This window comes from Streptococcus oralis, from assembly GCF_965111685.1.
GTDB classification, from domain to species: Bacteria; Bacillota; Bacilli; order Lactobacillales; family Streptococcaceae; genus Streptococcus; species Streptococcus oralis_B.
Genome location: NZ_OZ217340.1, coordinates 734,570 through 759,221 on the forward strand (window position 1 = coordinate 734,570; position 24,652 = coordinate 759,221).

Here is a 24,652-nt window from a genome sequence, read left to right on the forward strand (position 1 = left end):
GCACAAAAATACAGTTTATCCGCTGAGGAAGGTTCCTCAAGATTGACAAAGATAGGAGAATAAAATGAATCCATTAATCCAAAGCTTGACTGAAGGTCAACTTCGTACAGATATCCCATCATTCCGTCCTGGTGACACTGTTCGTGTACACGCGAAAGTTGTCGAAGGTAACCGTGAACGTGTTCAGATTTTTGAAGGTGTTGTTATCGCACGTAAAGGTGCTGGCATCTCAGAAAACTACACAGTTCGTAAAATCTCTAACGGTATAGGTGTTGAGCGTATCTTCCCAATCCACACTCCACGTGTTGAAAAGATCGAAGTTGTTCGTTACGGTAAAGTACGTCGTGCGAAATTGTACTACTTGCGTGCTCTTCAAGGTAAAGCAGCTCGTATCAAAGAAATCCGTCGTTAATTCGACAAAAAAACTCTGCTTACCCAGCAGGGTTTTTCTCTAGCTCCCTTAGTTCAATGGATATAACAACTCCCTCCTAAGGAGTAGTTGCAGGTTCGATTCCTGCAGGGGGCAATAATTCAATCAAAAAGCACTGAATGATCAGTGTTTTTTCTTTGACCAAATTTTGAACCATTTATAAGATATCCATGGTATGGTATAATTAGACTTGACAATAAAATGATTTTCATTTTAATCCAGATAATTTTAGAATAGAAACGCCTTCTCCTAACAGGAGCCACAGTCACGAATAGAAAGGAAAATAATGAGAGTTTATGATTTAGAGTCGTCTATTAGAAATGCAGATTTAAAATCGTTTCAGAAAGACTATAATGGAGAAATACACCAAGAATTTACAAATGATAATCTTTCTATGTTAGAGTTACTATTTACGGAATCTAGTAATTATCCTGATAGAATGCAAATTGCAGAATATTTGATTCATCAAGGAATTGATGTAAATCATCAATCAAAAAGAATGAGCACTGCTCTTCACTTACTTTTAGGTTCTGCAAAAGCAAATTGGACTGCTGATCCAAAATATCTCTTCGAGGAAGCGGAATTACTTATACAGAATGGAGCAGATGTGAATTTGAAAGACTCTCACGGTGGAACGCCTCTATCATATGCAATTGCGACATTAAAAGCCTCCACTGAAGATTTACTTCCTGTGTACAAAGCTCTTTTAAACGCTGGAGCATATGTCGATGAGCGCTCTGGTATACCTTCTTGTTTAGAGTTGACAAAAATTTTTCCTTGGAGAGCGGACTTACTTACACTAATGGAGGGTTATCGTGTTAAATAACAATGATTTTGGTGGTTTTGTCGTTTCAAACAATATTCTTGATGGAAAAGCTATTCGCTATTCCTATCGCGAGGAATCTGCTATTCCACAATTAAATGGCTGGACACTGTTATCAATCGAAGATGATGAAGCTTACCTAGCTAATTCAAAAAATTTCACAATTTTAGGAGCAAATAGCATTGTAAAAATTGCTCCTGTTATGCTAGAAATTTTTGAAGCCCCATACGGTACCGACTTATGCTGGCTATATGAGGAAGGTGTTCATGTAGGATTTTATGATTTGGTGAGAGATAGAGAGACTACTATCGAGGAAATCATTAGTTGAATATAGTAATGATGAAGGGATTTAAATGACGAAGCAGGAATTCTTAGACTTTTTAAAATTTAATAGTAACAATCTTAGATATTATACTGTATACTTAAATAAAAAGGTTTTAGAGCAGTTTGCGATAGGGTATTATCAGGATTTAAGTGCAAATAGATTTATAGTGTATGAGGTTACTGAACGTCAACAATTACGTGAAAAAGCTAGTTTTGAAAGAGAAAAGGATGCTATTGAAGAATTATATGAGATTGTAAAGTTTAGATGTAGGATTAAAAGTATCCCTATTCAGTTAGATGATTCAGAAATTGATGCAATCGGAACGAGTGATACAAACTTGGAACTTTTATTAATAGATGGCAATCTTTGGCTTCCAGATACTGAAGAAGAACATCTTTTGAAACTTCAAGAAAAACTTAACAACTATATCTACTTCCTCGAAATCAAGCAATATGTGGATCGATATGGCGATAGCTTTGACAAAAAAATCATCCGTATCACATTCCAATATTCTCCATCGGATAATGGACTAGCCTTTCTCGCTGCGGTTCAGAAGACATTACAGAATACAGATATGAGCCTGAAGGTAGAATTACCGGAGTGACAAAGAGAGCGGAAACGCTCTTTTTTATGTTATAATAGGCATAGAATGTTTAGGAGAAAGAGATGAAGGAAAATAAACGCTTATTTTGGGGTGTTAGTGTAATGTTAATGATCTTACCCCTTTTTGCGCTAAATGGATGTGGTTCAGGCGGAGAAACTATTCCCAAAAACAGAACAAAGGAACAGTACGAATTTGAAAAAACGTTTGAACCTATGTTTAAATTTTTAGAACAAGACAAGAAAGATTTTACGGGATTAAAGGCATACACTAGTAGAATTTATATAAAAAATCAAGATGAAGTAAAAGAATACGAAGTAGATTTAGATATCACTCAAGCTGATATTAAAGGTGATTATACAATAACAATTGGCGAGGATAACAAAACTGTTCCGGTTACATATTCTAATGGGAAGTTAAATTATGGGTCGGAGGTAACTCCTTTATATGATGAAGAAATTCTTAATTTAGTGGTACAAAGAGAATTCTTTACTTCTTTAGATGTAAAGGAGACCTTTAAGAGTGCAGAAACAGAGCTTCGTGAGATTGTATATCAGCCAGAAAATAACTCTGACCTCTATAAACATCTAAAAAGCAAATATGATTTACCAGAGGAAACAACATGTATAGTATTAGTAAATCATTCTAGCTCAACTATATATAGAGTAACTATTCAACTAAAATCTAATCAAAAGATTGTGCAAATTAGTAGTGTTATTTTTGAAAAAGAATGAGGTTTCCATGAACGAAATTGAAAAGAGTAATCGCCGAGTTGAAAGGTAAAGCACTATAAAAGCTGTTTTATAACTGATTTTTAATGAGCATCAGGAGATATTATGTTAAAATCGAACAAGTGGATATTCCTTGCGATTTCCGTTCCCTTTATTATTATTGGTTTGTCATATTTGTTAATTAGGATACCGATTGGGAACACTGGTAAGTTTATTCATGATCATAAAGATTCTATCAAGAGAGAAATTATTGCAGACGTAGACAGTCAAGGGCAATATATAAAGTCAGTGACGCTTTTACCGGGTTCTGCGAGGGGAGGCTTTGATAATGGTGGAGATGTAGGTGGAAATTATCATATTTCCTTTACAGCCTATGCTAATAATAATCGCAAGCAGTCAATGAAAGTAGAATTATACTTTCCTGATGCTGGTATAGGTCCTTTTACATTTATAAAACCCAATCCTTATAAATCTCCTGAAACTATGAGGAGATGGTACTTATCAGTAGTAGAGGTATCAAGTGACCCCTCGTGGGATTGGAAGCGAGAGCAAGATAAATTGACTGAAACTATGAATAAACTTGATCGCAAGAGCAAGGATGCCTCCAGGCAAGTTGAAAAAGAAAATATGATTCGTAATCTTAACAGATGGCTACAAGAACATGAGGAAAATTTCAAACTAGCTATCCAAACAGACCTGTATAGAAACGACCCAGAATTGGAACAGAAATTAGGAAAGATTCAAAGTATCAGTGTAAGTGAATATCAAATGTACATTCCTTCGGAAGGTATCGACATTCGTTTTGATGTTAGATTTGAGAAATATCCTGAAGAAGTAGCTACTATAGACGTTCGCTTGCATTCCCAAGGGGAACAATCAGTTTTTAAGGATCCCTCAGTAGCTGCAACTATTAGTTTTGAAAGAGAACGTTTTGTTATAAAAACTGTGTACGACTCCAAGCTATTTCCAATTTTTAATCAAAGTCGATTTGGTAATAGTAATGGAGAAATATCTTATGAGCTCCCAAAAAATTATGAAAATCAATTTTTAATTCCTTAACTTTCAAGCAAGCTATTGTGCTTGCTTTATCTTTATGGTTTCAAGCCATAAGAGCAAGGACGACAAATCGATGTATGATAGAGGAGATTCAAGATTATATCTCTTTTTTTAGATACGGGATAATGATGTTTTCAAGTACGATGGTATGTAAGCTAGTCCGCTATGTATAAGGAGTCGAAACGATGCTAGCTATTTTTATTGATTCTATAGGTGACAAGTCAGGGACCTATAAGTTGTTAAGAAATTATTCATCCTTGCCTTTCTCTTTAATCCAATCCAAAATAAATGTTCATAACACGGTAATAGAAGTAGACATGTTAGATTTGGACGAATTGAAAAAGGTTAGAGCCCTCATACATGAGTTGAGTGCCATTGGAACTAAGGTTACGTTGAGAGATTCGACTGGTATTATCACCTTAGAATTTTTAAATAATATTATTTCTACCTTCGAAGAGATTGCGGCTGAAAGAGAAGAACTGGATGCTCTGATGTTTGAGGAGGAAGAGTGATTGTCACCTTTTTTAGTGAATCATACATTCCCAAGTTAGTTTTTAGTAATAAAAGGAAAATCAATGAAAGATAATAAAAATTTGTTGCTCTTTCTACAGGAGTTGATATACGGTCTTGTAGATTTTATCAGTGAGAAAGAATATAAGGAATTTGTCTTTGACTCCTTAAAACTTTCAAGACAGGAGCTTGATAAAGAGAGTGGGTTTTGTCCAGATGATTTATACAATCGATTGGAAAATATGGACGAGCTGGATATCTTGACATTTCAGGAGCTGGATAAGAAAACCAATCCACTAGTATGGAACTGTATCGCTAATTTCTTTGTCTTAGTTTGTCACTATTCATATATTGCTTCGGAAGAAATCTACCTACCACAAACGATTGAAAGTGTCGACGAGGACACACTGGCTGTTCTTGCCTTAAGTTACAAACAAATCCTATCTGAAAATAGTGAACTCATTTCACAAATATCTGAAACTGAAATAGAAGGATATTTAAAGGACGAACTCGTTAAAAACTACTTTGGTCCACTATTTTTATCAGATGAGAAAAGATAGGCTATTTCGTTCAAGTATAGATTAGGAGAGGATATTCTGACTAGTTATTTTATGTTGATTTTTGCTGAGGCAATTGCAAATCGTATGGAAACGCAATATATTTCACACATTCGAAGCGCCTTGGATGCATGTTGGAGTTTTTTGGAGAATAGAGATAAAAGGGGAGAGGAACTTTATCGTTTATTAGATGATGGGACAGACTTCAGTGGGATTTTTATCTACATGCAGCTGGATGAAAATGAAGCGAATACTCTTTTGTGGGACAACATTAGTTATGCAATAGGTGTGACTGCTAAAGAAGCGTTTGAGCTTGGAAACGAGAAAGAACTTCCTTCTCCCTTAGAGAACATTGAACCAGGTTTGCTTGATGACTTTATTGAAAATTTAAAAGAAATCAGCGTGGATCTTTATCATCACGTCGAAGCTGTAAAATCTTTCATCAATAGAAATCCATATCCTTCAAGAGAGTCTGCTTTAAAAGAACTAGATAAGATGGGCATACTTAGATGATTTGGTGAAAATTCAAAAAGAACACCCCAGAAGTTAGAGTGTCATCTCTACCTTTTGGGGTGTGGTTCATTTTTTAAGCTTAAGCATTTTACAATACCCACGTACGAATAGCATGGGCTACGCCAGATTCGTCATTTGTTTTGGTGATGTATTTGGCGATTTTTTTGAGTTCTGGATTTCCATTTTCCATAACAACGGGATTACCCACAACTTCCAGCATGGCACGGTCATTTTCTTCGTCCCCGATGGCCATGGTTTCATCTTTGGTCAATCCTAGTTTTTCAGCTAAGTGAGTGATAGCTGATCCCTTATCTACATTCTTTTTAAGGAGTTCAAGGTAGAAAGGAGCAGACTTGTTGATAGAGTATCGCTCGTAAAATTCTGCTGGGATTTTTTCAATTGCAGCATCGAGAATTTCTGGTTCGTCGATAAACATACATTTGACGATTTCCTTATCAGCCATTTCTTCAGGCGTACGATAGAAGATGGGCATGCTGACGAGGGTTGATTCGTGCACCGTGTATTTTCCGATATTGCGATTGGCAGTGTAGATACCGTCCTTGGTAATGGCGTGCATGTGGACACCGAGCTTGCGGCTGAGAAATTCCATATCCAGATAATCCTCATAAGTCAAGGATTCGCTGATAATCTCATGGCCAGTAGCAGTTTCTTGGACAAGGGCACCGTTGAAGGTTACAACATAGTCACCCTCGTCTCTCAACTTTAAGTCGTCCAGAAGTTTGGCAACACCTGCGATGGGACGACCCGTTGCAATCACGATTTTGACACCAGCTTTTTTGGCGTCTTGGATGGCAGAAAAGACTTCAGGAGTTATTTCTCTTTTACTGTTGACTAGGGTACCATCGATATCGACGGCGATTAGTTTAATACTCATATATTTCCTCTATTCCTTCTTATTTGGGGTAAAATGATCGTTCTCAATCAAGTGTAAAAATTGCTGGGTAATGCTTGCGAAGATACTGTTTTGATCTAACATTTCTTTTGGGAAATAGAAACGATTATCTCCGTGGCGGCTGCCAGCAAGGGATTGGACGATAGGGGACAGGCTAGAGAGTTCTGCCAGTTCTCCATTTTTTTGTAAAATTTCAATCTGTGTCCGTGGATTTTCAGATTCGGGACGATAGATATCATAAGGGAGGTCAAAGTTCTTATGAATGGCTGTATAGTAGTCTGGATCAAAACCGATTTCTTCAACCAGTTGTCTCATGGTTGCGAGTTGGTCTTGGTCTTTTTCTGAAAAAGTAATGGATTTAAAGACCTTGCGGTTGACAAAACGTTGCGACAAGTCTGCTAGTATCTTGTCAGGACTGGTCATCCAGAGTTGGAAGTAGGTATTCATCACGCCGTCATCAAGTGCCAGATAGTCAGATAGAGTAACTTTCTTTTCAAAAAAAGGTAGCAAATGAGGAGAAGTGCGTGCAAAGAAGTCCTTGTCTTCAGGATAGAGTTCCTTGGCGCGTTTGAGGAGATTTTGTAGGAGAACCTCCATGGCGCGTGTTGCTGGGTGGAAATAAACCTGCATATACATCTGGTAACGACTGAGGACATAGTCTTCGATGGCGTGCATGCCATTGCGCTGAAAGGCGATACCATTTTCGACTGGACGAATGACTCGAAGGATGCGAGTCAGGTCAAATTCCCCATAAGATGCTCCTGTAAAATAGGAGTCGCGCAAGAGATAGTCCATGCGGTCCGCATCGATCTGACTAGAAATGAGTTGTACGACCTGCTTGTTAGGGTAGGTATGGTCGATGATACTGGCTACCTTTTCTGGGAAATCTGGTGCTACTTGTAACAGGACTTGGTGGATCTCTGTCTCAGGACTTTGGATGATTTCCTGAGTAATGGCCTCATGATCTGTATCAAAGAGATGTTCAAAAGTATGAGAGTAAGCCCCATGTCCAAGGTCATGGAGGAGCGCAGCGGTCATGGTCAAGAGAGATTCAGCAGGATCCCATTCTTCAGGATATTTTTCTTCAAAAATCTCCGTGATACGACGAGCGATCTCATAGACCCCCAAACAGTGGGAAAAGCGACTGTGCTCGCCACCATGGAAGGTATAGCTGGAAGTCCCTAGTTGTTTGATACGGCGCAGACGTTGAAATTCTTTTGTATTGATCAAGTCGTATATGACCTGATTATTGACATGGATGTAGTTGTGAACTGGGTCACGGAATACTTTTTCATTCATATGACCATTATAGCAAAAAGCTAGAGTTTTTGGTAAAATAGTAGGACAAGAGAGAAGAAAGAGGACCTGGTGTGAAGATTCGGATGCGAAATACGATTCAGTTTGATGAACAGTTGGAAGTGATTGACCAGCTCTATAACGTGGAAGTGCGTGAAAAGGGAGATTATAGCTATCTGCTTTTCTACAATGAGGAAAAGGAAAAAGTGGTTCTCAAGTTTCATAGTCAAGAACTGGTGATGACCCGTTTCTCGAGTCCCAAGACCATCATGCGTTTTCTAAAGGATAGTGATAGTTTGGCCTATATTCCGACTCCAATGGGGATGCAGGAGTTTATCATTCAAACGAATCATTATGAAGTTGATGGGCAAAAGATTGAGCTTGCCTATCAACTGCAAAATCAAGAGGGACACCCCTTTGCCAGCTATCAATTAGAAATTACTTGGAGATAAGAAAAAGGTTGGCGAATGCCAACCTTATTTGATATAGAGTTCTTGATTTTTTAGAACAATTTCACGTACACTTGTAAACTTCTTGAGTTTTTTAAGTTCTTCAGGATGGGTTACGAGAGTGATAACATAGCCCTCTTTGCCCATGCGACCTGTACGGCCAGCGCGGTGAGTGTAAGTTTCGATGTCTCTAGGAATATCAAAGTTTACGACGCATTCTAGGCTATCGATATCAATTCCACGAGCCAGAAGGTCTGTTGCAAGGAGAAGGGTTAGTTGTTTATCCTTGAATTTCTCTAAAATGACTTTTCTAAATTTAACATTGACATCGCTAGCGAGGGAAACAGCCAAGATATCGCGATACTGTAATTTTTCCTCTGCGCTTCCAAGGTCTGACAAACTATTAAAGAAGACCAGACCACGAAAATCCTCTACATGAGCCAGTTTTCGTAGCATATCCACTCGGTGACGTTGGTCTACCTGCATATAGAAATGTTGAATGTTGTCCAATTTTTGTTCAGAAAGGTCGATGGTGCGCGTGTTAAGTGCAATCTTTTCTTGGTCAAACTTGGCCGTCGCACTCATATAGATGAGTTGGTGGTCACGAGGTGCGTAGTGGGTAATTTTCTCTACAAAGTGAATCTGAGAATCATCGAGCAATTGGTCAAATTCATCCAGAATGATGGTTTCAACATTCATCATCTTGATTTTTTTCAATTTAATCAACTCAAAGATACGGCCAGGAGTTCCAATCAGAATTTCTGGTCCTTTTTTTAGGCGTTCAATCTGACGTTTCTGACTCGAACCTGATAAGAAGAGCTGAGCAGTCAAGCCGATAGCCTCTGCCCACGTTTTACATACATCAAAAATCTGTCCAGCAAGTTCCGTATTTGGTGCTAGAATCAAGAGTTGCTGGGCTTTTTTCTTTTGTAGTCTGAGAAGACTTGGCAGGAGGTAAGCTAGGGTCTTACCAGTTCCTGTTGGGCTCACTCCTAGGAGATTTTCTCCAGCAAGAATGGGCTCAAATAGTTGAGTTTGAATGGGGGTGAATTCTTGGAAACCAAGTTGGTCACTTAGTTCTTGCCATTCAGTAGGTAGTTTGGTTTTCATTTTTCTGCCTCAAATCTAATGCCAGCAGTCTGGCGCATGGTATATAGTAGCTTATGAACAGAGCCTGCATCATCCAGCCAAGTCTGGTAGAGCGTCTGGTCTGGTTGCTGGATCATCTGTGCAAATGCTACGACTTCCTCAGTCATCGTATGAGGAGCTTGTTGGATAGGGAGCTGGATTTGATTTCCTTTGTGGTCGGTAAAAATAGCTGAGTGGACATGCTCAATCGTGTTGAGGGTCAAGGTTCCATCTGCTGTATAAATCTCACAAGTGAGATTGGAAGTGATATTTTTCCCAGCCTTGATATGAACTTGAAAGTTAGGGTAGAAGAGGATACCGTCTCCATTTAGGTCAATGCTATTGTCAAGCTGTTGAGCCTGATAAGTCGCGTCCTGAGCCTTTCCAAAGAGGCGAATAGCAGCATAGAGAGGATAAATCCCCAAATCCATAAGTGCTCCACCAGCAAAACGGTCTGAAAAGATATTTGGCGTCTGTCCTGCCAATAAGTCAGGCATCTTGGAAGAATACTTGGCATAGTTGAAATCAGCTCCCAATACTTGCTTGTCTGCTAAAAAGTTTTCGATAGCGGTAAAAGCTCCTTCGTGGTAATTACGAGCTGCCTCAAAGATAAAACAGTGATTTTTCTCAGCCGTCTGTCTCAAATCCAGCCACTCTTGTGGCTGAGTGACAGCTGGCTTTTCAAGAATGACGTGCTTACCAGCAGACAAGGCAGCCTTGGCTTGAACAAAATGCAAGGAGTTTGGACTGGCGATATAGACTACATCAAAGGAAGACTTAAAGAAGTCTTCTAATTTATCAAAGAGCTGGATATCCTGATAGCGAGAAGCAAAGGTTGCCGCAGTTTCTAACTTTCTAGAGTAGACAGCAACCAGCTGGTATTGGCCACTAGTATGGGCTGCCTCTATGAAGTGATGGCTGATAGCCCCTGTTCCGATGACACCTAGTTTAAGCATAGATACTCCTTTTCCGACTTTAAATCCTTCCTTCATTATATCATAGAAAAGAAGGACTATCCAACAGATGGGAAAAATTTTCAAATGGACTACGAATTTCTTGGAGAAAGTGGTACAATATTTAGATAAGTAGATGAAATGAGAAGGGGGAGAAAATGAGATTATTACCAATAAGAAAAATATCACGTCAGTCTAAGAGACTAGCGCTTTTTTTGACTTTTTGTGCAGGGTATGTCGATGCCTATACCTTCATCGTGCGAGGTAACACCCTTGTGGCTGGACAAACTGGGAATGTGGTTTTTCTTTCTGTAGGACTCATTCAACAGAATGTCTCGGACGCCAGTGCCAAAGTAATGACCTTGTTTTCCTTTATGATGGGTGTCTTTTTTCTGACATTGTATAAGGAAAAACTTCGAATTGTTAAAAAGCCGATTTTGTCCTTGATTCCACTCGCAGTCCTGTCTCTAATTATAGGCTTTGTGCCACAAACGGTTGATAATATCTATCTCGTTCCGCCCTTGGCCTTTTGTATGGGACTGGTGACAACTGCCTTTGGAGAAGTGTCAGGTATTGCCTATAATAATGCCTTTATGACAGGGAATATTAAACGAACCATGTTAGCTTTTGGGGATTATTTCCGGACCAAGCATACGCCATTCCTACGAGAGGGTTTGATTTTTGTTAGCTTGCTGAGCAGTTTTGTCTTCGGAGTTGTTTTTTCAGCTTATTTGACGATTTACTTTCAGGAGAAGACAATTCTAGGTGTTCCTCTTATGATGAGTATCTTTTACTTCAGTATGCTTTTTGCTTCTTGGAGAAAAAAAGGAGAGAAAAAGCTTAAATTTGATTGATTTCGCTTGTAAGAAAAAAGAAGATATGCTATACTTGAAGAGTTGACTATGCACAGTCCTGTGCAACCGCACGAACATCGTTGCTCGTCGTATAACAAATTTAAACTTCGTCATTATCGCCTTGCCTAACACAAGTTATGCCTTCGGATCAATTTCTAGTTTATTCTTTGTTATACTTAGAGCTCTTCTTTTAAGTGGTTCGTCCCACGATGCTAGGCGAGTCTTCACAAAATATGGGGAAACCCTAAAAATCATAGGAGGTGCATAATGAGCACATACGCAATTATCAAAACTGGCGGAAAACAAGTTAAAGTTGAAGTTGGTCAAGCAGTTTACGTTGAAAAATTGAACGTTGAAGCTGGTCAAGAAGTTACTTTTAACGAAGTTGTTCTTGTTGGTGGTGAAAACACTGTTGTCGGAACTCCACTTGTTGCTGGAGCTACTGTAGTTGGAACTGTTGAAAAACAAGGAAAACAAAAGAAAGTTGTTACTTACAAGTACAAACCTAAAAAAGGTAGCCACCGTAAACAAGGTCACCGTCAACCATATACAAAAGTTGTCATCAACGCGATCAACGCTTAATTTTAAGGAGAACACATGATACAAGCAGTCTTTGAGAGAGCCGAAGATGGCGAGCTGAGGAGTGCGGAAATTACTGGACACGCCGAAAGTGGCGAATACGGCTTAGATGTCGTGTGTGCATCGGTTTCTACGCTTGCCATTAACTTTATCAATTCCATTGAGAAATTTGCAGGCTATGAACCAATCTTAGAATTAAACGAAGATGAAGGTGGCTATCTAAAGGTTGAAATACCAGCGGATCTTCCTTCGCACCAGAGAGAAATGACGCAGTTATTCTTCGAATCATTTTTCTTAGGTATGGCAAACTTATCGGAGAACTCTTCTGAGTTCGTCCAAACCAGAGTTATCACAGAAAACTAACACGGAGGAAAACATTATGTTAAAAATGACTCTTAACAACTTGCAACTTTTCGCCCACAAAAAAGGTGGAGGTTCTACATCAAACGGACGTGATTCACAAGCGAAACGTCTTGGAGCTAAAGCAGCTGACGGACAAACTGTAACAGGTGGATCAATCCTTTACCGTCAACGTGGTACACACATCTACCCAGGTGTAAACGTTGGACGTGGTGGAGACGATACTTTGTTCGCTAAAGTTGAAGGCGTAGTACGCTTTGAACGTAAAGGACGCGATAAAAAACAAGTTTCTGTTTACCCAATCGCAAAATAATCGCTCTAAGTAGCATAAAATAAGGCTTTCCGAGTTTTCGGAGAGCCTATTTTTTTGTTTTGATACCCACGCTGATACCCATATTTTAAAAACCAATGTAGGAAGCGAACTTATCAGCCACTTCATCCTTTGCCTTTTGAGTAACATGGGCATAGATATCCATAGTGGTTTGAATATTCTCATGACCTAGCCTTTCCTGAACCTCTTTGATAGTGGCACCGGCTTCGAAAAGTAGTGAGCAGTGTGTGTGTCTGAAACCATGAGGAGTGATTCGCTTGAAATCAGGATACTTCCTCCAAATCCTGTTCAACATATTATTGACATGGACAATACTTTTAGGCTCGCCATTCTCATTTTTAAAAAGAAGTCCCTTTGTACTATACTTGTGCCAATCTTTTAAAACTTCAATTGTTTTTGGATCCAGAGTAATAGTCCGAGCACTCTTTTTGGTTTTTGGAGTCTGAAAGATTAGTTTATTATCTTCACCCTTGGCTAGGGTTTGCTTGACAGAAATCTGTCCAGTTTTCAAATCAATATCGGACCATCTTAGAGCGCTGATTTCGTTCTTTCGCATTCCTGTGAAAGCTAGTAATCTAAAATAAGTCAGCATTTCAACATCATCAAAACCTTTAACGATTTCGAAAAACTCTTGTAGTTCTTCTTTGTTGTAGAACTTTTCAAGTTCATCTGTATTATTTTTTTGTCGTTTAGGTTTCAGAGTCTTTCTCATTGGATTTGTTTCAATCAGTTCCATGGATATAGCGTAATCAAAGATTTGATTTGCTATGCTGATGATTCCAAAAAATCTCTTATATTCATCTGCCCATTTATTAACTTGTGTCTGGCACATGGTCATAGTAATCTTGTTGATAGCTTTATTTCCAAAAATTGGTAAGATATGACGGTCAGCAATGCTAGTTTGGCTCACGTAGGTTGATTCTTTGACTGTGTTTTTATAATGGTCCTTCCAAATCTCATAGACTTGGAGAAAAGTAGTTGTGGTGGTGTTTTTTGCTCTGAATGTCTTTTTTTCATACTCGGTAAGGCACTTTGCTTCAGCAAGTCTTGCCTCACGTTCTGTTTTAAAACCACGACGGAAGGTTTGAATCTTCTTGCCAGTCAATGGATCTAATCCATGATAGGCTTTAAAGTAATAAGCAGTAGTCCCATTCTTTTGATATTTTCCAATCATTGATTTTACCTCACTTTTTTGATAAAATGAGTATAAGAAAACGACCTTTTGAATGGTTGTTTCTTATACCTAAGTTCCTCACACTCAGAGTGGCCAAACTTTGCGAGTGTGGGGATTTTTTTATTAGATGATTTTTTCAAAAACCATAGTAGCTTGAATACGGTCTCCACCTCCAAGCCCTTTACTTCCACCGTTAGCCGTAGTAATAGTATGTAGTCGATATCCTTTAGCTACTTGTTTATTAATTACATCTTCCAGTTCTGTCAGGTTCCCTGATCCAGTACCAAAGAATTTTTCTTTCAAAGTAACTTGAAGGACGACATAGTGTAGTCCATTTGAGCCTGAAGCTGTAGAGAATGACGACTCTTGTTTAACATTATCAAAAAATCCCATAAGATTTTACTCCTTTTAAAAATTAAAAATTTTCAACTTGTTTATAAAATTCGGTGCGGACCATAATTTCATCAGTTACAGTCTTTAATTGATATCGCTCCATAAATCGAACACTATTAAAACTTTCAACTCCATATGTAGCTATTTCTTCAGCTACTAGATTTTGGATCATATAGCGATTAGCTTCATTCTCGCATAGTAGTGGAGCATTTCGGTACAAACTGCGGTAGTGTTCTAGATGACCGAGTTCGTGAAAAAGAACTTTTCGTCTTTCATCTGGACTTAAATCAGCATTGATATAGACGATTCGGTTAATTTCGTCGTAGAATCCGTTTCTTTGCCATTGTTTAGTGGTAAATTCACGTAAAGTAACTTTATGGAGATCCAATAATTCTTTTTCTGTCATATTTTTCTCGCTAAATTCCTTTACTAATCAGCGTGTTTCAGTTTGCGTTCTTCCAAACTGGCTACTTTTCTTTGTCGCAAGTATGGGAAGAGTCCTTTTGATTTTTGTGAGACATTCTAATCTCCTTTGCTATTCATATACCCTGAGATGATTCCTCTGATGGCTCTACGATCTTCATCTGTCAGAGGCTTCCCATCAAATAGCATAGCGTGGTCTATGATTTTATCGATGTCATCTGGTTCATTTACGTGCGAATCCCCAGCTATATTCGGATTATCTGTCCGGCCGAGTAAGTAATCGGTGGATACATTGAAGTAGTTAGCAATTTCTGCAATACGCTCAGCATTTGGCGTAGAGTTTTTTATCTTATACAGTGTATTTCTGCCATAACCCAAGTCTTCTTCGACTTGCCCAAGAGCTTTTCCACGCTTTTTTGCTAATTCTTTAATTTTTTCAAATGTCTCAAACATTGTTAAATCAACCTTCCTAAGACACTACAAAAAAATTTAACAAATTTGGTGTAAAAAGGTTGACTAATTATCCCAAATGGTGTAAAATGTTTTTTGTAAGTAAGAAACAACTAAAAAAACAACTAAGGAATAAATTATAAAAATTGTTTTGGCGAACGGTATTTATAGATTTATCATTGTTTTTATTATGCTTTCATTTTAGCCGATTTGGTGTGAGTTGTCAAGTATAATGCAGAAAAATAGTTGAAAAATTTAGTTGTTTCTTATTTACAAATTAGTAAAGAGGAGGGACGTATATGCCAGATATCGCAAATGGTCGTGAAAGAGTTAATGCTTTCTTGAAAGAGAAAGGAATTAAAAAAGCAACTCTAGCGGTTGCTTACGGCTTTAAGCGACAGGAAGTGACAAACATTCTTAGTGGAACGACGAAGGGTCCACGAGCGAACAGTTTTATTCTTCAGGTTATTGAAGATTACGGGATTGAGTAGGAGGACAGTATGAATGAACTCAAAATAAGAGAAGATGGTATTTACTTGAACAATCAAAAATTAAAAGGTGTTCAAGCAATCAAAACAAAAAGCACGGCTGAAAACAACCATGCTACTATCTTCTTAAAACTTGTTGTCAAGCTGATTTGAAATGAGATTGGTAATAACTTGTGATGAAATATCTTTAAGGACATCCAGTGAAAAAGAACCAACATTCTTTGCTATATCCTTTGTTCGATTCCAATTGTTATCTTGTCGGATATCATTTATGAATTGATGGCCATAAGGAGATAAATCTTGAATTGAGAAACCGCCAAAATAGTGCTGGACTTGGAGAAATAAACCACTATGTTCGCATTGTCGAACATGGTAGAGGATTTCCTCTTGTGAATATTTTGGAACGAGCTTTTCATAGAGTTTACCCTCTGAGACATCATTAGAGTATGTTGAATACTCTTCAACAACAAAAAGGATATCACGGGCACAATCAGGATTTAATTTCATCAGAATTACCTCGTTTTATTTTCATTATACCAAATTTAGAAAGGAAAAAACAATGAGACCAAAACGGTATCCGTATAGCGGGGAAAGAAAAAAGCAATCCGATGAACAGATTGCTAAATTAAAAAGATACGTTGAAGCAAATAGTACTAACATATTATATTTGACACACGTTATTCAAACTCTAAGAAGTCATCAGAATTATCAATAACTGTGTAACCTTGTGCAATTGCTTCTTCGATAATTTCGGATTTAGACATCTCATAATCAGACAATCGGATTACTGCACTAGGATGATCAGTCGCTGACTCGGTAAAAGCAGATATCAGAATACTATCAAGGTCTGACCATGTAAGTTTTTTAACATGATGGTTTGGTTTTCTGCTAAGTTTACTCATAGCCTTTCCTCCTTTCTTTTAAAGTTTTGACTAAAATGGTGAGAGGTCTTAGCCAAAATTATTATAGCAAATCAAGAGGGAATTTCATCGGTCTTGAGACCGATATAGGAGGTTGAATGGAAGATAAAATCATTGAACTTGCTGATTACTTTATCAGCGAATCCAAAACGTACAGAGAAGCAAAAATAGCCTGTGAAAAGCTATTAAAACAAGTTAGCCATGAAATTGAACTCAGGGCGCTGGAAAGTAATATTGTATAAACAAAAAAGCACCTAACGAAGTCAGGCGCATAGAAAAATAACCAATAAAATTATAACACATTAGGAGGATATTGTGAACCTACTTAGTGAAGAATGTGAAAATGGTATCCGTTCAGATGTAAGAACTCAATTTAAAGAATCAATTCAAGAATTTCTTGAGCATGAGACGTTTGAAAAACGTTGGTTGTCGATAGAGAGTGCTGCTAACTACTCAGATTGCAGCCCAAATACTATCAGAAAATGGTTAAGAATGGGATTGAATCTTTACAAAATAGACGGAACCAAAAGAATTGATAGACAAGAATTGGATCAGTTTGTCCAAGCGCACTTAGTGATTTAGAAGGAGAAGGAAGAAAAAATGACAGAACCTACAATTACAAGCCAATTGCTGGGCTTAGCAGCGGTTTTCATTGGGATGTTTATCTTAATGCTATTTACGGCTAAAAACGAAAAATCGGATGAGCAAAATGTAGTGGTTATCATTGAAAAAACAGAAGATTTCAGAGAAGTTGCTCGAAGAAACCTGAGAATGTGTGACAGAAAGTCAACCTATGATACACAACCACCTGTAGGACTTCCTTCATCAATTGAGGATGTACCACAAGTTTTTCGAGCCTGCATCGAAGACTATGACAGGCTGGCTAGCGACTATCAGGAAGAAGCAAGAAATAATAATTTTCTAAGAAGTCAAAATGAGAATCTCTTAGAGGAAAATGGACGATTGCTCTACAAGGAAATGACTATAGATTTTCGGAAGAATCCAAGAAAATGGAGGGCAAAGACATGACTGTTAGTCGTGACATGAGCGAGATGGAAATCCGTGTGTTAAACATGATCATGAATTGTGCTACTTTCGATTTGCCCATTCAAGCGAGCGAAATCCGCTTAGAAACTGGACTGTCGAAGCGTAAGCTGGAAGAGGTCATTGAGAGTCTGCGTGTGAATTTTGGTCATCCTATCGTGGCTAAGAAGATGAAACCGAACGGATACTATTTGCCTCGTAGCGAGGAGGAGAGACAAGCAGGCCTTGCCCCTTATCGTCGTCAAATTTTGACCGAGCAAAAGAACCTTGCTGCGGTTATGAATATTGATTTGGATAAGTATTGGGAGGATAGCGCATGAGTGATGATTTTAGAATACTACCTCATGATCTAGTAGCCGAACAGTCTGTCCTTGGGTCTGTCTTCATCTCCCCCGAATCACTTATATTTCTAGCGGATGAATTGGTTCCAGATGATTTTTACAAGCCTGCAAACAAGATTGTGTTTAAAACCATGTTGTCATTGTTTGAAAAGGGTGAGCCAATCGATGCGACGACTATGGGCTCTGCTCTCACGAATCAAGGAGATATCTCAAAAATCGGAGGTATCACTTACATTGTCGAGTTGGTTAATTCAACTCCGACATCGAAAAACGTGGAGCACTACGCAAAGCTTGTGAAAGAAAAGGCCACGCTCAGAAAGATGATAGCGGACCTATCTGACTCCCTTTCGAGTGCTTATCAGGGCGATGTTTCCATCGATGACATCATTGCAAAGACTGAAAAGTCGATGCTTGACATCAGCAATCAAAATACGGGTACTGGATTTCGTAATGTGGCTGATATCCTTGATACACATATGCAGATGGTCGAGACTCGTTCTCAGACAGATGGAGTTGTGACAGGTCTATCTACTGGGTTCGTTGGACTGGACAAGATTACAACTGGTCTTCATGAGGATAATCTCATTATCCTTGCTGCTCGTCCTGCTATGGGTAAGACGGCGCTAGCTCTGAATATCGCTCAGTACATCGCTGTGAAAGAGAAAAATCCTGTCGCCATTTTCTCGCTTGAAATGGGAGCGGAAAGCTTGATTGAGCGGATGTTGGCAGCTGAAGGAATGGTAGAAGGCTATCATCTCAAAACTGGGAATCTGAGTGTTGAGGAATGGAGTAGGCTAGTACATGCACAAGGGAATCTCTATGATGCTCCTATTTTTGTCGATGATACAGCTGGTATTCGTATCTCTGAGATACGGTCAAAGTCTCGTAAACTTGCCCAGGAAATGGGAGGCCTTGGAGTCATTATCATTGACTACTTGCAATTGATCACTGGGGCAAAAGGTGAGAATCGTCAGCAGATTGTTTCTGAAATTTCAAGGGAATTGAAGATACTAGCTAAGGATTTGAAAGTACCTGTCATTGCCCTGTCACAGTTAAGCCGGGCAGTTGAGCAGAGACAGGACAAGCGTCCGATGCTGGCAGACTTGCGAGAGTCTGGCTCTATTGAGCAAGATGCTGATATTGTAGCTTTCTTGTATCGTGATGCCTACTATCAGAAAGAGCAAGCTGACAGTCAAGAAGCAAACAACGTAACAGAACTGATCCTGGAAAAGAACCGACACGGCAGTCTAGGGACAGTGAAGTTGTATTTTCACAAAGAGTACACAAAATTTTCAAGTGTGGAGGAGGTATAACCATGATTAAAAAAAGTGAAGTCACTGGTTTCTTATCGTTTTTCAAATTTCCAAAGCCATTCATCTATGATGAGAAATATAAGACATTGAGTAATAACGCTAAAATGCTCTATATGCTTTTATTTGATAGGTTAGAACTATCTTTAAAAAATGGATGGCATGATAAAGAAGGAAATGTCTTTCAGTATTACACAAATGAACAGTTGATGATTGACTTAAATTGCAATAGCAACAATACGATTATCAAAATCAAAAAGGAGTTGAAAGATGCTGGTCTAATGACGGAAGTAAGACAAGGAATGAACTTACCGAACCGTATTTATCTTGAGGCTCTTAACGGAAGTGTAGAAAGTACATTTCAGGAAGTGCAAAAAGTGCACCTTGGAAGTGCAAAAAGTACATTTCAGGAAGTGCAAAAAGTGCACACAATCAAGACTGAGAATACTAAGACTGAGAATAACAATAATAAATTGTTGATTTGTAAAGAAGTTATTTCTTATCTTAATTTGAAAGCTAAGAAGAATTTTAAGGTTGACACTGCTAGTCATCAAAAATTTATCAAGGCAAGACTGAAAGAAGGCTATGTCCTTGAAGATTTTAAAAAGGTTGTGGATGTCATGGTAGCGAAGTGGAAAGGTACAGAGTATGAACAGTATCTGCAACCACAAACACTTTTCGGGAATAAGATGGACAATTATCTAAATCAGCCTATGCCAAAACGCTCTACAATATTGACTAGTACGGTTGACGAAAGGCTCGGTTTTTAGATGAAACAGTTTAAACAATTCAAAACCAGAACAGTTCTTGATGATGTCTGTGAAATCCATGGATGCCATCTTTGGTCTGTTAAGATTCCTGTCAATGGGAAGGTTGAGGAAATCAGTCAATGTCCTGAGTGTGAGAAAGAGAATATCCGACGCTTTGAAAAGCAGTTGAATATGGAATCCGAGGTCAAAAGTAAACTATCGGATACTTATGAGGTCTTTGCTCGAGATAGTATTGTTTCAAGCAAGCTGGCCAGCAAGTCACTACACGACTATGAAATTCGAGTTGATATCGATGAAAATGCTATGAATTTTGTGAAGCGGTTGGAGCGTTGCTATGCCAAAGGTGAGACTGGCAATGCTATCATCACAGGTCCTTCCGGTGTTGGCAAGAGTCATCTGACCTATGGATTTGCTAGATTTCTCAATGAGCAGTTCAAGTCTTATGACGAACCGAAAAGCGTGCTCTTTGTGTCAGTTGTGGCTTTGTTTGACAAGATCCGTGAAAGCTTTGAGTTTGACAATGGATTTTCAGAAGCCAAGATGGTCAAGCTACTGTCTGAGGTTGATTTTCTTTTCTTGGATGACCTTGGGAAAGAGAGTCGTAAGGCCGATACCAAACGGAACGAGTGGGCGCATCAGATATTGTTCAAGATCTTGGATAATCGGACCAATACGATTATCAACACGAATTTGAGTAGTGAAGAAATCAAGGAGCTCTATTCGGATGATTTTGGGAATGGTGCACTGTCAAGTCGCATTTTTGAGGGAGCGACAGGCAGGTGCTTTGTATATCCAGCTGGGATGAAGGATAGGAGGTATTGATTATCAAAAAAATGATAGTCTGGGCGCTCTTTGATAGTGGGAATGGTTCTTACTTCAAGGGTGCTAACTCTCTGAATAGTTCGGGGGGGGCGAATATTGAAATCTATTCAATCGGAATGGATATAGGAAACAAGAACAATCATTTCATAAATCTGGACCTTGCTGATTACAAACGTTTATTTGGTGACAATACGCTCTTTGGTGAGTTAGACAAATTACCAAAACCTGACTTGATTATTGCTAGTCCACCATGCGAGTCCTGGTCAAATGCCTCTGCCATGGAAAATGGGAATGCGTGTTGGAAACGCAATGATGTGTCTGATAGCTTGTTTGCTCCGCAAGTAAGACCTTCACCGTTCACGATCAGGGCAAATCAGGATTACGAGTCAGCCTATATAAATTATCAGTACGACAGGCAATTTTTAAAAAGGGTCAATGGCGAGCTAACAGCTTTCAACACAATAGAAATCATAAAAAGATATAGACCACAATTTTGGGTTATTGAGAATCCAGCAGCTGACAGACTGTGGCCCTACATTGAGGATATTATTGGATTCAGAATTCCATACAAAAATCTAGCTAGATACAATAATTATGATTATCCTTTACAAAAACGGACGATTTTTGGAAGCAATATTGAACTTAATCTAAAAAATAAAATTATCAAGCAAGACATAGAGTGGAAGAATTTCTCAAAATCATACAACGAGAGATCTAATATACCTAAAAAATTGGTGTCAGAAATTTTTGAAAAAATCTACAAGGAGTTTTGCAAAGATGATTGAACTCTACTTCATTTATAACGGTCACCGCAAGATACTCATTGGGAGTTTTTGCCATATACCCAGCGCAATCAACGAATTAAAGAAACATCAAGCCAGCTATTCCGCTATTAACAATCCACTATTTCGGAAAAGCATGAGTGGAGAAAACATCAGGATTGATTACGGAGCAGCTGATTGCTACTACTTGATTACGAAGAAAACGGAGGAAACGAATGGCTAAAGATATTTTAACGGATTTAGCATTTGAAAATGTACACAAATGTCTGGGAATTCCTGATTGGAACGAATCTGATGAAGTAATTCTTGTTAGTTTAGCTAATAAAGAACAAATTGAAGCAGATAAAAGTTACCGTTCAACAGAAAATTGTAATTTTTTGGGCAAACGAATTTGTATCTTCTGTGAGCAAGTGAAGAAAAATAATTACATCACGCTACATAAATCTATGTTAGAAAAAATTATTAAGACAATGGAATCATTAAAAGATGTGGAGGAAAAATAAGATGAATACAAAAATGAATTTGGAAGAAAAGGTTCAAAAATGGTTTGTAGATAGAAATCTACATGAAGCAAATCCAGTGAAGCAATTCTTAAAACTCATGGAAGAGTCAGGAGAATTGTTTGAGGGTATCGCAAAAGATAAATCTGAACTGATCTATGATGCACTTGGTGATATTCAGGTAGTATTGATTGGACTTGAGCAACAAATCAAGAACGGTGCTCAAATATCTGCTAATCAACAGGAACTTGAATTGCTACTGATGGTTTCAAGTTTGGGCAATATCGCTCAGAAACTATACGCTCATGTCAGTCACAATGAAACGAAGATGCCTTTAATCAAAGCAGATTTGATGTTTCTTGACAGCGTGATCAGTACGGTTTCATTTTGCAATGGCACTACAGCTGAAAGTTGCTTAGAAGAAGCTTATGAAGTTATCAAGGACCGAAAGGGAAAGATGATTGATGGGGTTTTCGTGAAAGAGGAGGATTTGGGATGAGACCGAAAAGATTCCCTTTTAGTGGTGCTAAAAAAGAGAGTGAAGCTAAGAAAATATCGTTAATGCTTAAAAAAGTCGATGAATCAGACTTGAAAGGAAGTGTTTGGGCGGAGCCTCTACATCTCTATAGAAAAACAAGAGTCCATGTAGAGATAGAGGGTTATGGAAAGAAAATCATAACTGAATTTGAAATAGATGATATGGATTTTTCCAGAAAAGCTTCATTCTTTAAGAGGGCATTATTCAAAAGAGCTGAACAGATGTCTCAGTTTGATTTTAGAGAAACAACAACTGAAGAATGGAATCGAATAATATTAGAATTTTGGGAGGATATCAAATGGAACTTGAAAAAAATTACTGAGGAGATGGAGAATGGACTATGAAAAACCTTTAACAAAGAGACAGCGTGAATTATTCGCTTTTATGCTGAAGCAAAAGAGGATTGATAACAAGGTTACTTTGAAGGAATTAGGAAATAAGCTAGGCTACTCAATCGCAACAATCTCGAATTGGGAGAATTTAAAATCCGCTCCTGATATGTATAACGTTGAAGATGTGGCTGCTTATTTCAATTTGCCTATGAATGTATTTATTGGGGAGGGATGAGGTGACAAATGCCATTTTTTCCAGATATAAACGAAGCCAAAACAAAAGAAAATGCCAAGAGAATTTTAAAAGGCTATCCTCGATGGCGTCGTGTGGCGAATGACACAGATGGGCAGAGAGTGACTACTACATATTCATTCATGCCACGAAATCCATCAAGCGGAAGAGATAGTCAAGTTGAAAAATTGGCTATACGAAAAGTCGATGCAGAGATTGAGCTTGATGCAATCGAGCAAGCTGTCAGTGGCTTACATGATCCTTTATATCGTAGGATACTTTTTGAAAAATATCTTCAGTGGGATTGTAAGAAAGATGAATCAATTTCAATGGAATTATCTATTTCAGAAAGCTCATATTATGACATCTTGGATAAGGCTCTCATGGCATTTGCAGAGTTGTATCGAAATGGTGAGCAGATTGAAATTTTGGAGTAAACTTGGAGTTTTTTTGGAGTAAGTCCGGAGTAAATATGCGATTTTGTGTGCTAAAATTGTATTATGAAATAATTGTAAAGGCAGGCACACCCTGCCTTTTCTTGTAGATTGGAGGTGGCTTTGTGAAGAAAGTAGAACCAATTCGTGAACTTGATGATATTGAGCGAATGAAAGACTTTTTGAAATCGAAGAGTGAGCGAAACTACGTTTTAATCATGTGTGGTCTGTACTCTGGAATGCGCATCAGCGATATAATCCCTCTTCAGGTAAAACATGTTACAAGTGATAGAATCGAAGTCACTGAGAAAAAGACAGGAAAAGTCAAGCGATTTGCTATCAATCCAGAATTAAGAAAAGCTTTAAATCACTACATCAAAACAAATGATCTACAAGATTATGACTACCTATTTCCAAGTAAGAAAAAAGTCAGAACAGATGGTGTTCGTATAGCTCACATCGGAAGAGTTGCGGCTTACCAAATTTTAAAGCAAGCAGCAGAACATGTTGGACTGAAGAATATTGGAACCCACTCTATGAGAAAGTCGTTTGGCTATCATCATTACAGACGAAATCAAAACGTAGCGATTTTGATGGAATTGTTTAACCATTCATCACCAGATATTACTCTTGATTATATTGGTATTAAACAAGATGAATTAGATGATTCAATGATGAATTTTAGCTATTAAAAACCTATTTATTTAACACATTGAGAAAATGTAAATTAGTTTTTAAAGAAATAGTTATGAATACTTGATACGCTTGACTTTTGAGAATGTTAGTTTTATTTAACAGAATATAAGATATGTTAAATATACGAGGGTGTCAGAGGTTTAAAAAACACCCCCCTACATCATAAAAATTTAGCCTCATACCCACTAAAAAGAAAGGACCCTCCCTATATGAACACCCCCAAGGATAGACCGGACCGGAGTGGTCCTCACAGAGTTGCTTTTGAAAAGAATAAAAATATAATTCTCAAAACAAAAAATACTTGTGGAATTTGTGGACTCCCCGTCGACAAATCATTGAAGTACCCACATCCTCTGTCTCCGGTCATTGACCACGTTATTCCAATCAATCGCAACGGTCATCCGTCAGACATTCGTAACTTACAGCTTGCCCACTGGCAATGCAACAGACAGAAGTCTGACAAGCTTTACGCTGATGATAAATCAGCTAATGCTACTGTTGTAGGCAACAGGAACTTGCCACAGTCTAGGGACTGGACTAGGTATAGAGCTTGAAGTCTTAATGAAAGAATTAAAAATAATTTCTAAAAAAAGA

General features: G+C 38.2%; 42 protein-coding genes, 1 tRNA gene, 1 pseudogene and 1 other annotated feature. Of the genes and pseudogenes, 34 read left to right on the forward strand and 10 right to left on the reverse strand.

Annotated elements, in window-relative coordinates; translation table 11 throughout:
• Window positions 1-64 precede the first annotated feature (64 nt).
• From rplS to ACLV7H_RS03900, 11 genes and pseudogenes are all read left to right on the forward strand, one after another.
• Window positions 65-412, forward strand: a complete 348-nt coding sequence (gene rplS, locus ACLV7H_RS03850; RefSeq protein WP_045592050.1) for a 50S ribosomal protein L19 — start codon at window positions 65-67, stop codon at window positions 410-412.
• Window positions 413-454: 42 nt separating this feature from the next.
• Window positions 455-526: transfer RNA gene (locus ACLV7H_RS03855), tRNA-Arg, on the forward strand.
• 116 nt (window positions 527-642) lie between these two features.
• Window positions 643-705, forward strand: a pseudogene (locus ACLV7H_RS03860) (GH-E family nuclease); the annotation flags it as partial.
• 11 nt (window positions 706-716) lie between these two features.
• A complete protein-coding gene (locus ACLV7H_RS03865) occupies window positions 717-1,256 on the forward strand; it encodes an ankyrin repeat domain-containing protein (protein WP_045592048.1) in 540 nt (179 codons plus the stop codon).
• Window positions 1,246-1,581: a DUF2185 domain-containing protein gene (locus ACLV7H_RS03870; RefSeq protein ID WP_201773450.1), complete on the forward strand. Its 336-nt coding sequence runs from the start codon at window positions 1,246-1,248 to the stop codon at window positions 1,579-1,581. The genes ACLV7H_RS03865 and ACLV7H_RS03870 overlap by 11 nt, the downstream gene beginning before the upstream one ends.
• 25 nt (window positions 1,582-1,606) lie before the next feature.
• Window positions 1,607-2,182, forward strand: coding sequence for a DUF6572 domain-containing protein (locus ACLV7H_RS03875; protein ID WP_045592045.1), 576 nt, complete (start codon window positions 1,607-1,609; stop codon window positions 2,180-2,182).
• 62 nt (window positions 2,183-2,244) lie between these two features.
• On the forward strand, window positions 2,245-2,913 hold the full coding sequence (locus tag ACLV7H_RS03880) for a hypothetical protein (protein WP_411866410.1): 669 nt from the start codon (window positions 2,245-2,247) through the stop codon (window positions 2,911-2,913).
• Window positions 2,914-3,015: 102 nt separating this feature from the next.
• Entirely contained in the window at window positions 3,016-3,969 is a 954-nt protein-coding gene (locus ACLV7H_RS03885) for a hypothetical protein (RefSeq protein ID WP_045592041.1), read from the forward strand.
• A gap of 182 nt (window positions 3,970-4,151) precedes the next feature.
• Window positions 4,152-4,478: a hypothetical protein gene (locus ACLV7H_RS03890; RefSeq protein ID WP_045592039.1), complete on the forward strand. Its 327-nt coding sequence runs from the start codon at window positions 4,152-4,154 to the stop codon at window positions 4,476-4,478.
• Window positions 4,479-4,541: 63 nt separating this feature from the next.
• Window positions 4,542-5,036 carry an Imm6 family immunity protein gene (locus ACLV7H_RS03895; RefSeq protein WP_045592037.1) on the forward strand — a complete coding sequence of 165 codons (495 nt, stop codon included), beginning with the start codon at window positions 4,542-4,544 and terminating at the stop codon, window positions 5,034-5,036.
• A 33-nt stretch (window positions 5,037-5,069) separates the two neighbouring features.
• Window positions 5,070-5,546, forward strand: coding sequence for an Imm6 family immunity protein (locus ACLV7H_RS03900; RefSeq protein WP_080933697.1), 477 nt, complete (start codon window positions 5,070-5,072; stop codon window positions 5,544-5,546).
• A gap of 88 nt (window positions 5,547-5,634) precedes the next feature.
• Here ACLV7H_RS03900 and yidA read toward each other — a convergent pair whose 3' ends face one another.
• Window positions 5,635-6,441, reverse strand: a complete 807-nt coding sequence (gene yidA, locus ACLV7H_RS03905) for a sugar-phosphatase (protein WP_045592034.1) — start codon at window positions 6,439-6,441, stop codon at window positions 5,635-5,637.
• A gap of 9 nt (window positions 6,442-6,450) precedes the next feature.
• Window positions 6,451-7,758 (reverse strand): HD domain-containing protein, encoded by a 1,308-nt coding sequence (locus ACLV7H_RS03910; protein WP_045592032.1) that lies wholly within the window; start codon window positions 7,756-7,758, stop codon window positions 6,451-6,453.
• A 71-nt stretch (window positions 7,759-7,829) separates the two neighbouring features.
• Between ACLV7H_RS03910 and ACLV7H_RS03915 the strand changes: the two genes are divergently transcribed.
• Window positions 7,830-8,207, forward strand: a complete 378-nt coding sequence (locus ACLV7H_RS03915; RefSeq protein ID WP_080933696.1) for a DUF1934 domain-containing protein — start codon at window positions 7,830-7,832, stop codon at window positions 8,205-8,207.
• Window positions 8,208-8,231: 24 nt separating this feature from the next.
• Here ACLV7H_RS03915 and ACLV7H_RS03920 read toward each other — a convergent pair whose 3' ends face one another.
• Together ACLV7H_RS03920 and ACLV7H_RS03925 are read right to left on the reverse strand one after the other, a co-directional pair.
• Complete coding sequence (locus ACLV7H_RS03920) at window positions 8,232-9,314, reverse strand: DEAD/DEAH box helicase (RefSeq protein WP_045592029.1); 1,083 nt, start codon at window positions 9,312-9,314, stop codon at window positions 8,232-8,234.
• Complete coding sequence (locus ACLV7H_RS03925) at window positions 9,311-10,288, reverse strand: Gfo/Idh/MocA family protein (protein ID WP_045592027.1); 978 nt, start codon at window positions 10,286-10,288, stop codon at window positions 9,311-9,313. Before ACLV7H_RS03925 ends, ACLV7H_RS03920 begins: the two co-directional genes overlap by 4 nt.
• Window positions 10,289-10,443: 155 nt before the next feature.
• Between ACLV7H_RS03925 and ACLV7H_RS03930 the strand changes: the two genes are divergently transcribed.
• The 4 genes from ACLV7H_RS03930 to rpmA all read left to right on the forward strand — a co-directional run bounded on the left by ACLV7H_RS03930 (window position 10,444) and on the right by rpmA (window position 12,391).
• Window positions 10,444-11,139, forward strand: a complete 696-nt coding sequence (locus ACLV7H_RS03930; RefSeq protein WP_045592025.1) for a YoaK family protein — start codon at window positions 10,444-10,446, stop codon at window positions 11,137-11,139.
• A 54-nt stretch (window positions 11,140-11,193) separates the two neighbouring features.
• Window positions 11,194-11,373, forward strand: a sequence feature (ribosomal protein L21 leader region).
• Between the two features lie 33 nt (window positions 11,374-11,406).
• Entirely contained in the window at window positions 11,407-11,721 is a 315-nt protein-coding gene (rplU, locus tag ACLV7H_RS03935; protein ID WP_000109141.1) for a 50S ribosomal protein L21, read from the forward strand.
• Window positions 11,722-11,736: 15 nt separating this feature from the next.
• Complete coding sequence (locus ACLV7H_RS03940) at window positions 11,737-12,081, forward strand: ribosomal-processing cysteine protease Prp (RefSeq protein WP_000613697.1); 345 nt, start codon at window positions 11,737-11,739, stop codon at window positions 12,079-12,081.
• Between the two features lie 16 nt (window positions 12,082-12,097).
• Window positions 12,098-12,391, forward strand: a complete 294-nt coding sequence (gene rpmA, locus ACLV7H_RS03945) for a 50S ribosomal protein L27 (protein WP_000916509.1) — start codon at window positions 12,098-12,100, stop codon at window positions 12,389-12,391.
• 85 nt (window positions 12,392-12,476) lie between these two features.
• Here rpmA and ACLV7H_RS03950 read toward each other — a convergent pair whose 3' ends face one another.
• From ACLV7H_RS03950 to ACLV7H_RS03965, 4 genes are all read right to left on the reverse strand, one after another.
• Complete coding sequence (locus ACLV7H_RS03950; protein ID WP_411866411.1) at window positions 12,477-13,583, reverse strand: tyrosine-type recombinase/integrase; 1,107 nt, start codon at window positions 13,581-13,583, stop codon at window positions 12,477-12,479.
• 123 nt (window positions 13,584-13,706) lie between these two features.
• Window positions 13,707-13,976 (reverse strand): DUF4177 domain-containing protein, encoded by a 270-nt coding sequence (locus tag ACLV7H_RS03955; protein WP_084921068.1) that lies wholly within the window; start codon window positions 13,974-13,976, stop codon window positions 13,707-13,709.
• Between the two features lie 22 nt (window positions 13,977-13,998).
• Window positions 13,999-14,382, reverse strand: coding sequence for an ImmA/IrrE family metallo-endopeptidase (locus ACLV7H_RS03960; protein ID WP_411866412.1), 384 nt, complete (start codon window positions 14,380-14,382; stop codon window positions 13,999-14,001).
• 116 nt (window positions 14,383-14,498) lie between these two features.
• Window positions 14,499-14,852 carry a helix-turn-helix domain-containing protein gene (locus tag ACLV7H_RS03965; protein WP_411866413.1) on the reverse strand — a complete coding sequence of 118 codons (354 nt, stop codon included), beginning with the start codon at window positions 14,850-14,852 and terminating at the stop codon, window positions 14,499-14,501.
• A 296-nt stretch (window positions 14,853-15,148) separates the two neighbouring features.
• Here ACLV7H_RS03965 and ACLV7H_RS03970 point away from each other — a divergent pair, with 296 nt between their 5' ends.
• Window positions 15,149-15,340: a DNA-binding protein gene (locus tag ACLV7H_RS03970; protein ID WP_001112860.1), complete on the forward strand. Its 192-nt coding sequence runs from the start codon at window positions 15,149-15,151 to the stop codon at window positions 15,338-15,340.
• 9 nt (window positions 15,341-15,349) lie between these two features.
• Entirely contained in the window at window positions 15,350-15,490 is a 141-nt protein-coding gene (locus tag ACLV7H_RS03975; protein WP_411866414.1) for a hypothetical protein, read from the forward strand.
• Here ACLV7H_RS03975 and ACLV7H_RS03980 read toward each other — a convergent pair.
• Both ACLV7H_RS03980 and ACLV7H_RS03985 read right to left on the reverse strand, forming a co-directional pair.
• On the reverse strand, window positions 15,464-15,844 hold the full coding sequence (locus tag ACLV7H_RS03980; protein ID WP_411866415.1) for a DUF2513 domain-containing protein: 381 nt from the start codon (window positions 15,842-15,844) through the stop codon (window positions 15,464-15,466). The genes ACLV7H_RS03975 and ACLV7H_RS03980 overlap by 27 nt on opposite strands.
• A 170-nt stretch (window positions 15,845-16,014) precedes the next feature.
• The gene (locus tag ACLV7H_RS03985; protein WP_411866416.1) at window positions 16,015-16,239 is read right to left on the reverse strand and encodes a hypothetical protein; all 225 of its coding nucleotides are present in this window, start codon (window positions 16,237-16,239) and stop codon (window positions 16,015-16,017) included.
• A 116-nt stretch (window positions 16,240-16,355) separates the two neighbouring features.
• Here ACLV7H_RS03985 and ACLV7H_RS03990 point away from each other — a divergent pair, with 116 nt between their 5' ends.
• The 16 genes from ACLV7H_RS03990 (at window position 16,356) to ACLV7H_RS04065 (ending at window position 24,612) form a co-directional block, all read left to right on the forward strand.
• Window positions 16,356-16,499: a hypothetical protein gene (locus tag ACLV7H_RS03990; protein ID WP_201454796.1), complete on the forward strand. Its 144-nt coding sequence runs from the start codon at window positions 16,356-16,358 to the stop codon at window positions 16,497-16,499.
• Window positions 16,500-16,572: 73 nt separating this feature from the next.
• Window positions 16,573-16,839, forward strand: coding sequence for a helix-turn-helix domain-containing protein (locus ACLV7H_RS03995; protein WP_411866417.1), 267 nt, complete (start codon window positions 16,573-16,575; stop codon window positions 16,837-16,839).
• Window positions 16,840-16,857: 18 nt separating this feature from the next.
• On the forward strand, window positions 16,858-17,286 hold the full coding sequence (locus tag ACLV7H_RS04000; RefSeq protein ID WP_411866418.1) for a hypothetical protein: 429 nt from the start codon (window positions 16,858-16,860) through the stop codon (window positions 17,284-17,286).
• On the forward strand, window positions 17,283-17,621 hold the full coding sequence (locus ACLV7H_RS04005; RefSeq protein WP_411866419.1) for a hypothetical protein: 339 nt from the start codon (window positions 17,283-17,285) through the stop codon (window positions 17,619-17,621). The genes ACLV7H_RS04000 and ACLV7H_RS04005 overlap by 4 nt, the downstream gene beginning before the upstream one ends.
• Window positions 17,618-18,955 (forward strand): replicative DNA helicase, encoded by a 1,338-nt coding sequence (gene dnaB / locus ACLV7H_RS04010; RefSeq protein ID WP_411866420.1) that lies wholly within the window; start codon window positions 17,618-17,620, stop codon window positions 18,953-18,955. The genes ACLV7H_RS04005 and dnaB overlap by 4 nt, the downstream gene beginning before the upstream one ends.
• Before the next feature lie 2 nt (window positions 18,956-18,957).
• Window positions 18,958-19,722, forward strand: a complete 765-nt coding sequence (locus ACLV7H_RS04015; RefSeq protein ID WP_411866421.1) for a conserved phage C-terminal domain-containing protein — start codon at window positions 18,958-18,960, stop codon at window positions 19,720-19,722.
• Window positions 19,723-20,544 carry an ATP-binding protein gene (locus ACLV7H_RS04020; RefSeq protein WP_411866422.1) on the forward strand — a complete coding sequence of 274 codons (822 nt, stop codon included), beginning with the start codon at window positions 19,723-19,725 and terminating at the stop codon, window positions 20,542-20,544.
• Window positions 20,545-20,555: 11 nt separating this feature from the next.
• Window positions 20,556-21,329 (forward strand): DNA methyltransferase, encoded by a 774-nt coding sequence (locus tag ACLV7H_RS04025; RefSeq protein WP_411867070.1) that lies wholly within the window; start codon window positions 20,556-20,558, stop codon window positions 21,327-21,329.
• Window positions 21,322-21,549, forward strand: a complete 228-nt coding sequence (locus ACLV7H_RS04030; RefSeq protein ID WP_411866423.1) for a hypothetical protein — start codon at window positions 21,322-21,324, stop codon at window positions 21,547-21,549. Before ACLV7H_RS04025 ends, ACLV7H_RS04030 begins: the two co-directional genes overlap by 8 nt.
• The gene (locus ACLV7H_RS04035) at window positions 21,542-21,829 is read left to right on the forward strand and encodes a hypothetical protein (protein WP_411866424.1); all 288 of its coding nucleotides are present in this window, start codon (window positions 21,542-21,544) and stop codon (window positions 21,827-21,829) included. Before ACLV7H_RS04030 ends, ACLV7H_RS04035 begins: the two co-directional genes overlap by 8 nt.
• Before the next feature lies 1 nt (window position 21,830).
• A complete protein-coding gene (locus tag ACLV7H_RS04040) occupies window positions 21,831-22,325 on the forward strand; it encodes a MazG-like family protein (protein ID WP_411866425.1) in 495 nt (164 codons plus the stop codon).
• Window positions 22,322-22,708 carry a hypothetical protein gene (locus tag ACLV7H_RS04045; protein WP_411866426.1) on the forward strand — a complete coding sequence of 129 codons (387 nt, stop codon included), beginning with the start codon at window positions 22,322-22,324 and terminating at the stop codon, window positions 22,706-22,708. Before ACLV7H_RS04040 ends, ACLV7H_RS04045 begins: the two co-directional genes overlap by 4 nt.
• Window positions 22,698-22,931: a helix-turn-helix domain-containing protein gene (locus tag ACLV7H_RS04050; protein WP_411866427.1), complete on the forward strand. Its 234-nt coding sequence runs from the start codon at window positions 22,698-22,700 to the stop codon at window positions 22,929-22,931. The genes ACLV7H_RS04045 and ACLV7H_RS04050 overlap by 11 nt, the downstream gene beginning before the upstream one ends.
• Before the next feature lie 8 nt (window positions 22,932-22,939).
• Entirely contained in the window at window positions 22,940-23,365 is a 426-nt protein-coding gene (locus ACLV7H_RS04055) for an ArpU family phage packaging/lysis transcriptional regulator (RefSeq protein ID WP_411866428.1), read from the forward strand.
• A gap of 122 nt (window positions 23,366-23,487) precedes the next feature.
• A complete protein-coding gene (locus ACLV7H_RS04060; protein ID WP_303209091.1) occupies window positions 23,488-24,054 on the forward strand; it encodes a site-specific integrase in 567 nt (188 codons plus the stop codon).
• 213 nt (window positions 24,055-24,267) lie between these two features.
• On the forward strand, window positions 24,268-24,612 hold the full coding sequence (locus ACLV7H_RS04065) for an HNH endonuclease (protein ID WP_411866429.1): 345 nt from the start codon (window positions 24,268-24,270) through the stop codon (window positions 24,610-24,612).
• Window positions 24,613-24,652: the final 40 nt, after the last annotated feature.

Coding starts and splice junctions, on each gene's coding strand:
- rplS (WP_045592050.1), top strand. CDS start 65: ATGAATCCATTAATCCAAAGCTTGACTGAAGGTCAACTTCGTACAGAT.
- ACLV7H_RS03865 (WP_045592048.1), top strand. CDS start 717: ATGAGAGTTTATGATTTAGAGTCGTCTATTAGAAATGCAGATTTAAAA.
- ACLV7H_RS03875 (WP_045592045.1), top strand. CDS start 1,607: ATGACGAAGCAGGAATTCTTAGACTTTTTAAAATTTAATAGTAACAAT.
- ACLV7H_RS03880 (WP_411866410.1), top strand. CDS start 2,245: ATGAAGGAAAATAAACGCTTATTTTGGGGTGTTAGTGTAATGTTAATG.
- ACLV7H_RS03885 (WP_045592041.1), top strand. CDS start 3,016: ATGTTAAAATCGAACAAGTGGATATTCCTTGCGATTTCCGTTCCCTTT.
- ACLV7H_RS03890 (WP_045592039.1), top strand. CDS start 4,152: ATGCTAGCTATTTTTATTGATTCTATAGGTGACAAGTCAGGGACCTAT.
- ACLV7H_RS03895 (WP_045592037.1), top strand. CDS start 4,542: ATGAAAGATAATAAAAATTTGTTGCTCTTTCTACAGGAGTTGATATAC.
- yidA (WP_045592034.1), bottom strand. CDS start 6,441: ATGAGTATTAAACTAATCGCCGTCGATATCGATGGTACCCTAGTCAAC.
- ACLV7H_RS03910 (WP_045592032.1), bottom strand. CDS start 7,758: ATGAATGAAAAAGTATTCCGTGACCCAGTTCACAACTACATCCATGTC.
- ACLV7H_RS03920 (WP_045592029.1), bottom strand. CDS start 9,314: ATGAAAACCAAACTACCTACTGAATGGCAAGAACTAAGTGACCAACTT.
- ACLV7H_RS03925 (WP_045592027.1), bottom strand. CDS start 10,288: ATGCTTAAACTAGGTGTCATCGGAACAGGGGCTATCAGCCATCACTTC.
- ACLV7H_RS03930 (WP_045592025.1), top strand. CDS start 10,444: ATGAGATTATTACCAATAAGAAAAATATCACGTCAGTCTAAGAGACTA.
- rplU (WP_000109141.1), top strand. CDS start 11,407: ATGAGCACATACGCAATTATCAAAACTGGCGGAAAACAAGTTAAAGTT.
- ACLV7H_RS03940 (WP_000613697.1), top strand. CDS start 11,737: ATGATACAAGCAGTCTTTGAGAGAGCCGAAGATGGCGAGCTGAGGAGT.
- rpmA (WP_000916509.1), top strand. CDS start 12,098: ATGTTAAAAATGACTCTTAACAACTTGCAACTTTTCGCCCACAAAAAA.
- ACLV7H_RS03950 (WP_411866411.1), bottom strand. CDS start 13,583: ATGATTGGAAAATATCAAAAGAATGGGACTACTGCTTATTACTTTAAA.
- ACLV7H_RS03955 (WP_084921068.1), bottom strand. CDS start 13,976: ATGGGATTTTTTGATAATGTTAAACAAGAGTCGTCATTCTCTACAGCT.
- ACLV7H_RS03960 (WP_411866412.1), bottom strand. CDS start 14,382: ATGACAGAAAAAGAATTATTGGATCTCCATAAAGTTACTTTACGTGAA.
- ACLV7H_RS03965 (WP_411866413.1), bottom strand. CDS start 14,852: ATGTTTGAGACATTTGAAAAAATTAAAGAATTAGCAAAAAAGCGTGGA.
- ACLV7H_RS03970 (WP_001112860.1), top strand. CDS start 15,149: ATGCCAGATATCGCAAATGGTCGTGAAAGAGTTAATGCTTTCTTGAAA.
- ACLV7H_RS03975 (WP_411866414.1), top strand. CDS start 15,350: ATGAATGAACTCAAAATAAGAGAAGATGGTATTTACTTGAACAATCAA.
- ACLV7H_RS03980 (WP_411866415.1), bottom strand. CDS start 15,844: ATGAAATTAAATCCTGATTGTGCCCGTGATATCCTTTTTGTTGTTGAA.
- ACLV7H_RS03985 (WP_411866416.1), bottom strand. CDS start 16,239: ATGAGTAAACTTAGCAGAAAACCAAACCATCATGTTAAAAAACTTACA.
- ACLV7H_RS03990 (WP_201454796.1), top strand. CDS start 16,356: ATGGAAGATAAAATCATTGAACTTGCTGATTACTTTATCAGCGAATCC.
- ACLV7H_RS04000 (WP_411866418.1), top strand. CDS start 16,858: ATGACAGAACCTACAATTACAAGCCAATTGCTGGGCTTAGCAGCGGTT.
- ACLV7H_RS04005 (WP_411866419.1), top strand. CDS start 17,283: ATGACTGTTAGTCGTGACATGAGCGAGATGGAAATCCGTGTGTTAAAC.
- dnaB (WP_411866420.1), top strand. CDS start 17,618: ATGAGTGATGATTTTAGAATACTACCTCATGATCTAGTAGCCGAACAG.
- ACLV7H_RS04015 (WP_411866421.1), top strand. CDS start 18,958: ATGATTAAAAAAAGTGAAGTCACTGGTTTCTTATCGTTTTTCAAATTT.
- ACLV7H_RS04020 (WP_411866422.1), top strand. CDS start 19,723: ATGAAACAGTTTAAACAATTCAAAACCAGAACAGTTCTTGATGATGTC.
- ACLV7H_RS04025 (WP_411867070.1), top strand. CDS start 20,556: ATGATAGTCTGGGCGCTCTTTGATAGTGGGAATGGTTCTTACTTCAAG.
- ACLV7H_RS04030 (WP_411866423.1), top strand. CDS start 21,322: ATGATTGAACTCTACTTCATTTATAACGGTCACCGCAAGATACTCATT.
- ACLV7H_RS04035 (WP_411866424.1), top strand. CDS start 21,542: ATGGCTAAAGATATTTTAACGGATTTAGCATTTGAAAATGTACACAAA.
- ACLV7H_RS04040 (WP_411866425.1), top strand. CDS start 21,831: ATGAATACAAAAATGAATTTGGAAGAAAAGGTTCAAAAATGGTTTGTA.
- ACLV7H_RS04045 (WP_411866426.1), top strand. CDS start 22,322: ATGAGACCGAAAAGATTCCCTTTTAGTGGTGCTAAAAAAGAGAGTGAA.
- ACLV7H_RS04050 (WP_411866427.1), top strand. CDS start 22,698: ATGGACTATGAAAAACCTTTAACAAAGAGACAGCGTGAATTATTCGCT.
- ACLV7H_RS04055 (WP_411866428.1), top strand. CDS start 22,940: ATGCCATTTTTTCCAGATATAAACGAAGCCAAAACAAAAGAAAATGCC.
- ACLV7H_RS04065 (WP_411866429.1), top strand. CDS start 24,268: ATGAACACCCCCAAGGATAGACCGGACCGGAGTGGTCCTCACAGAGTT.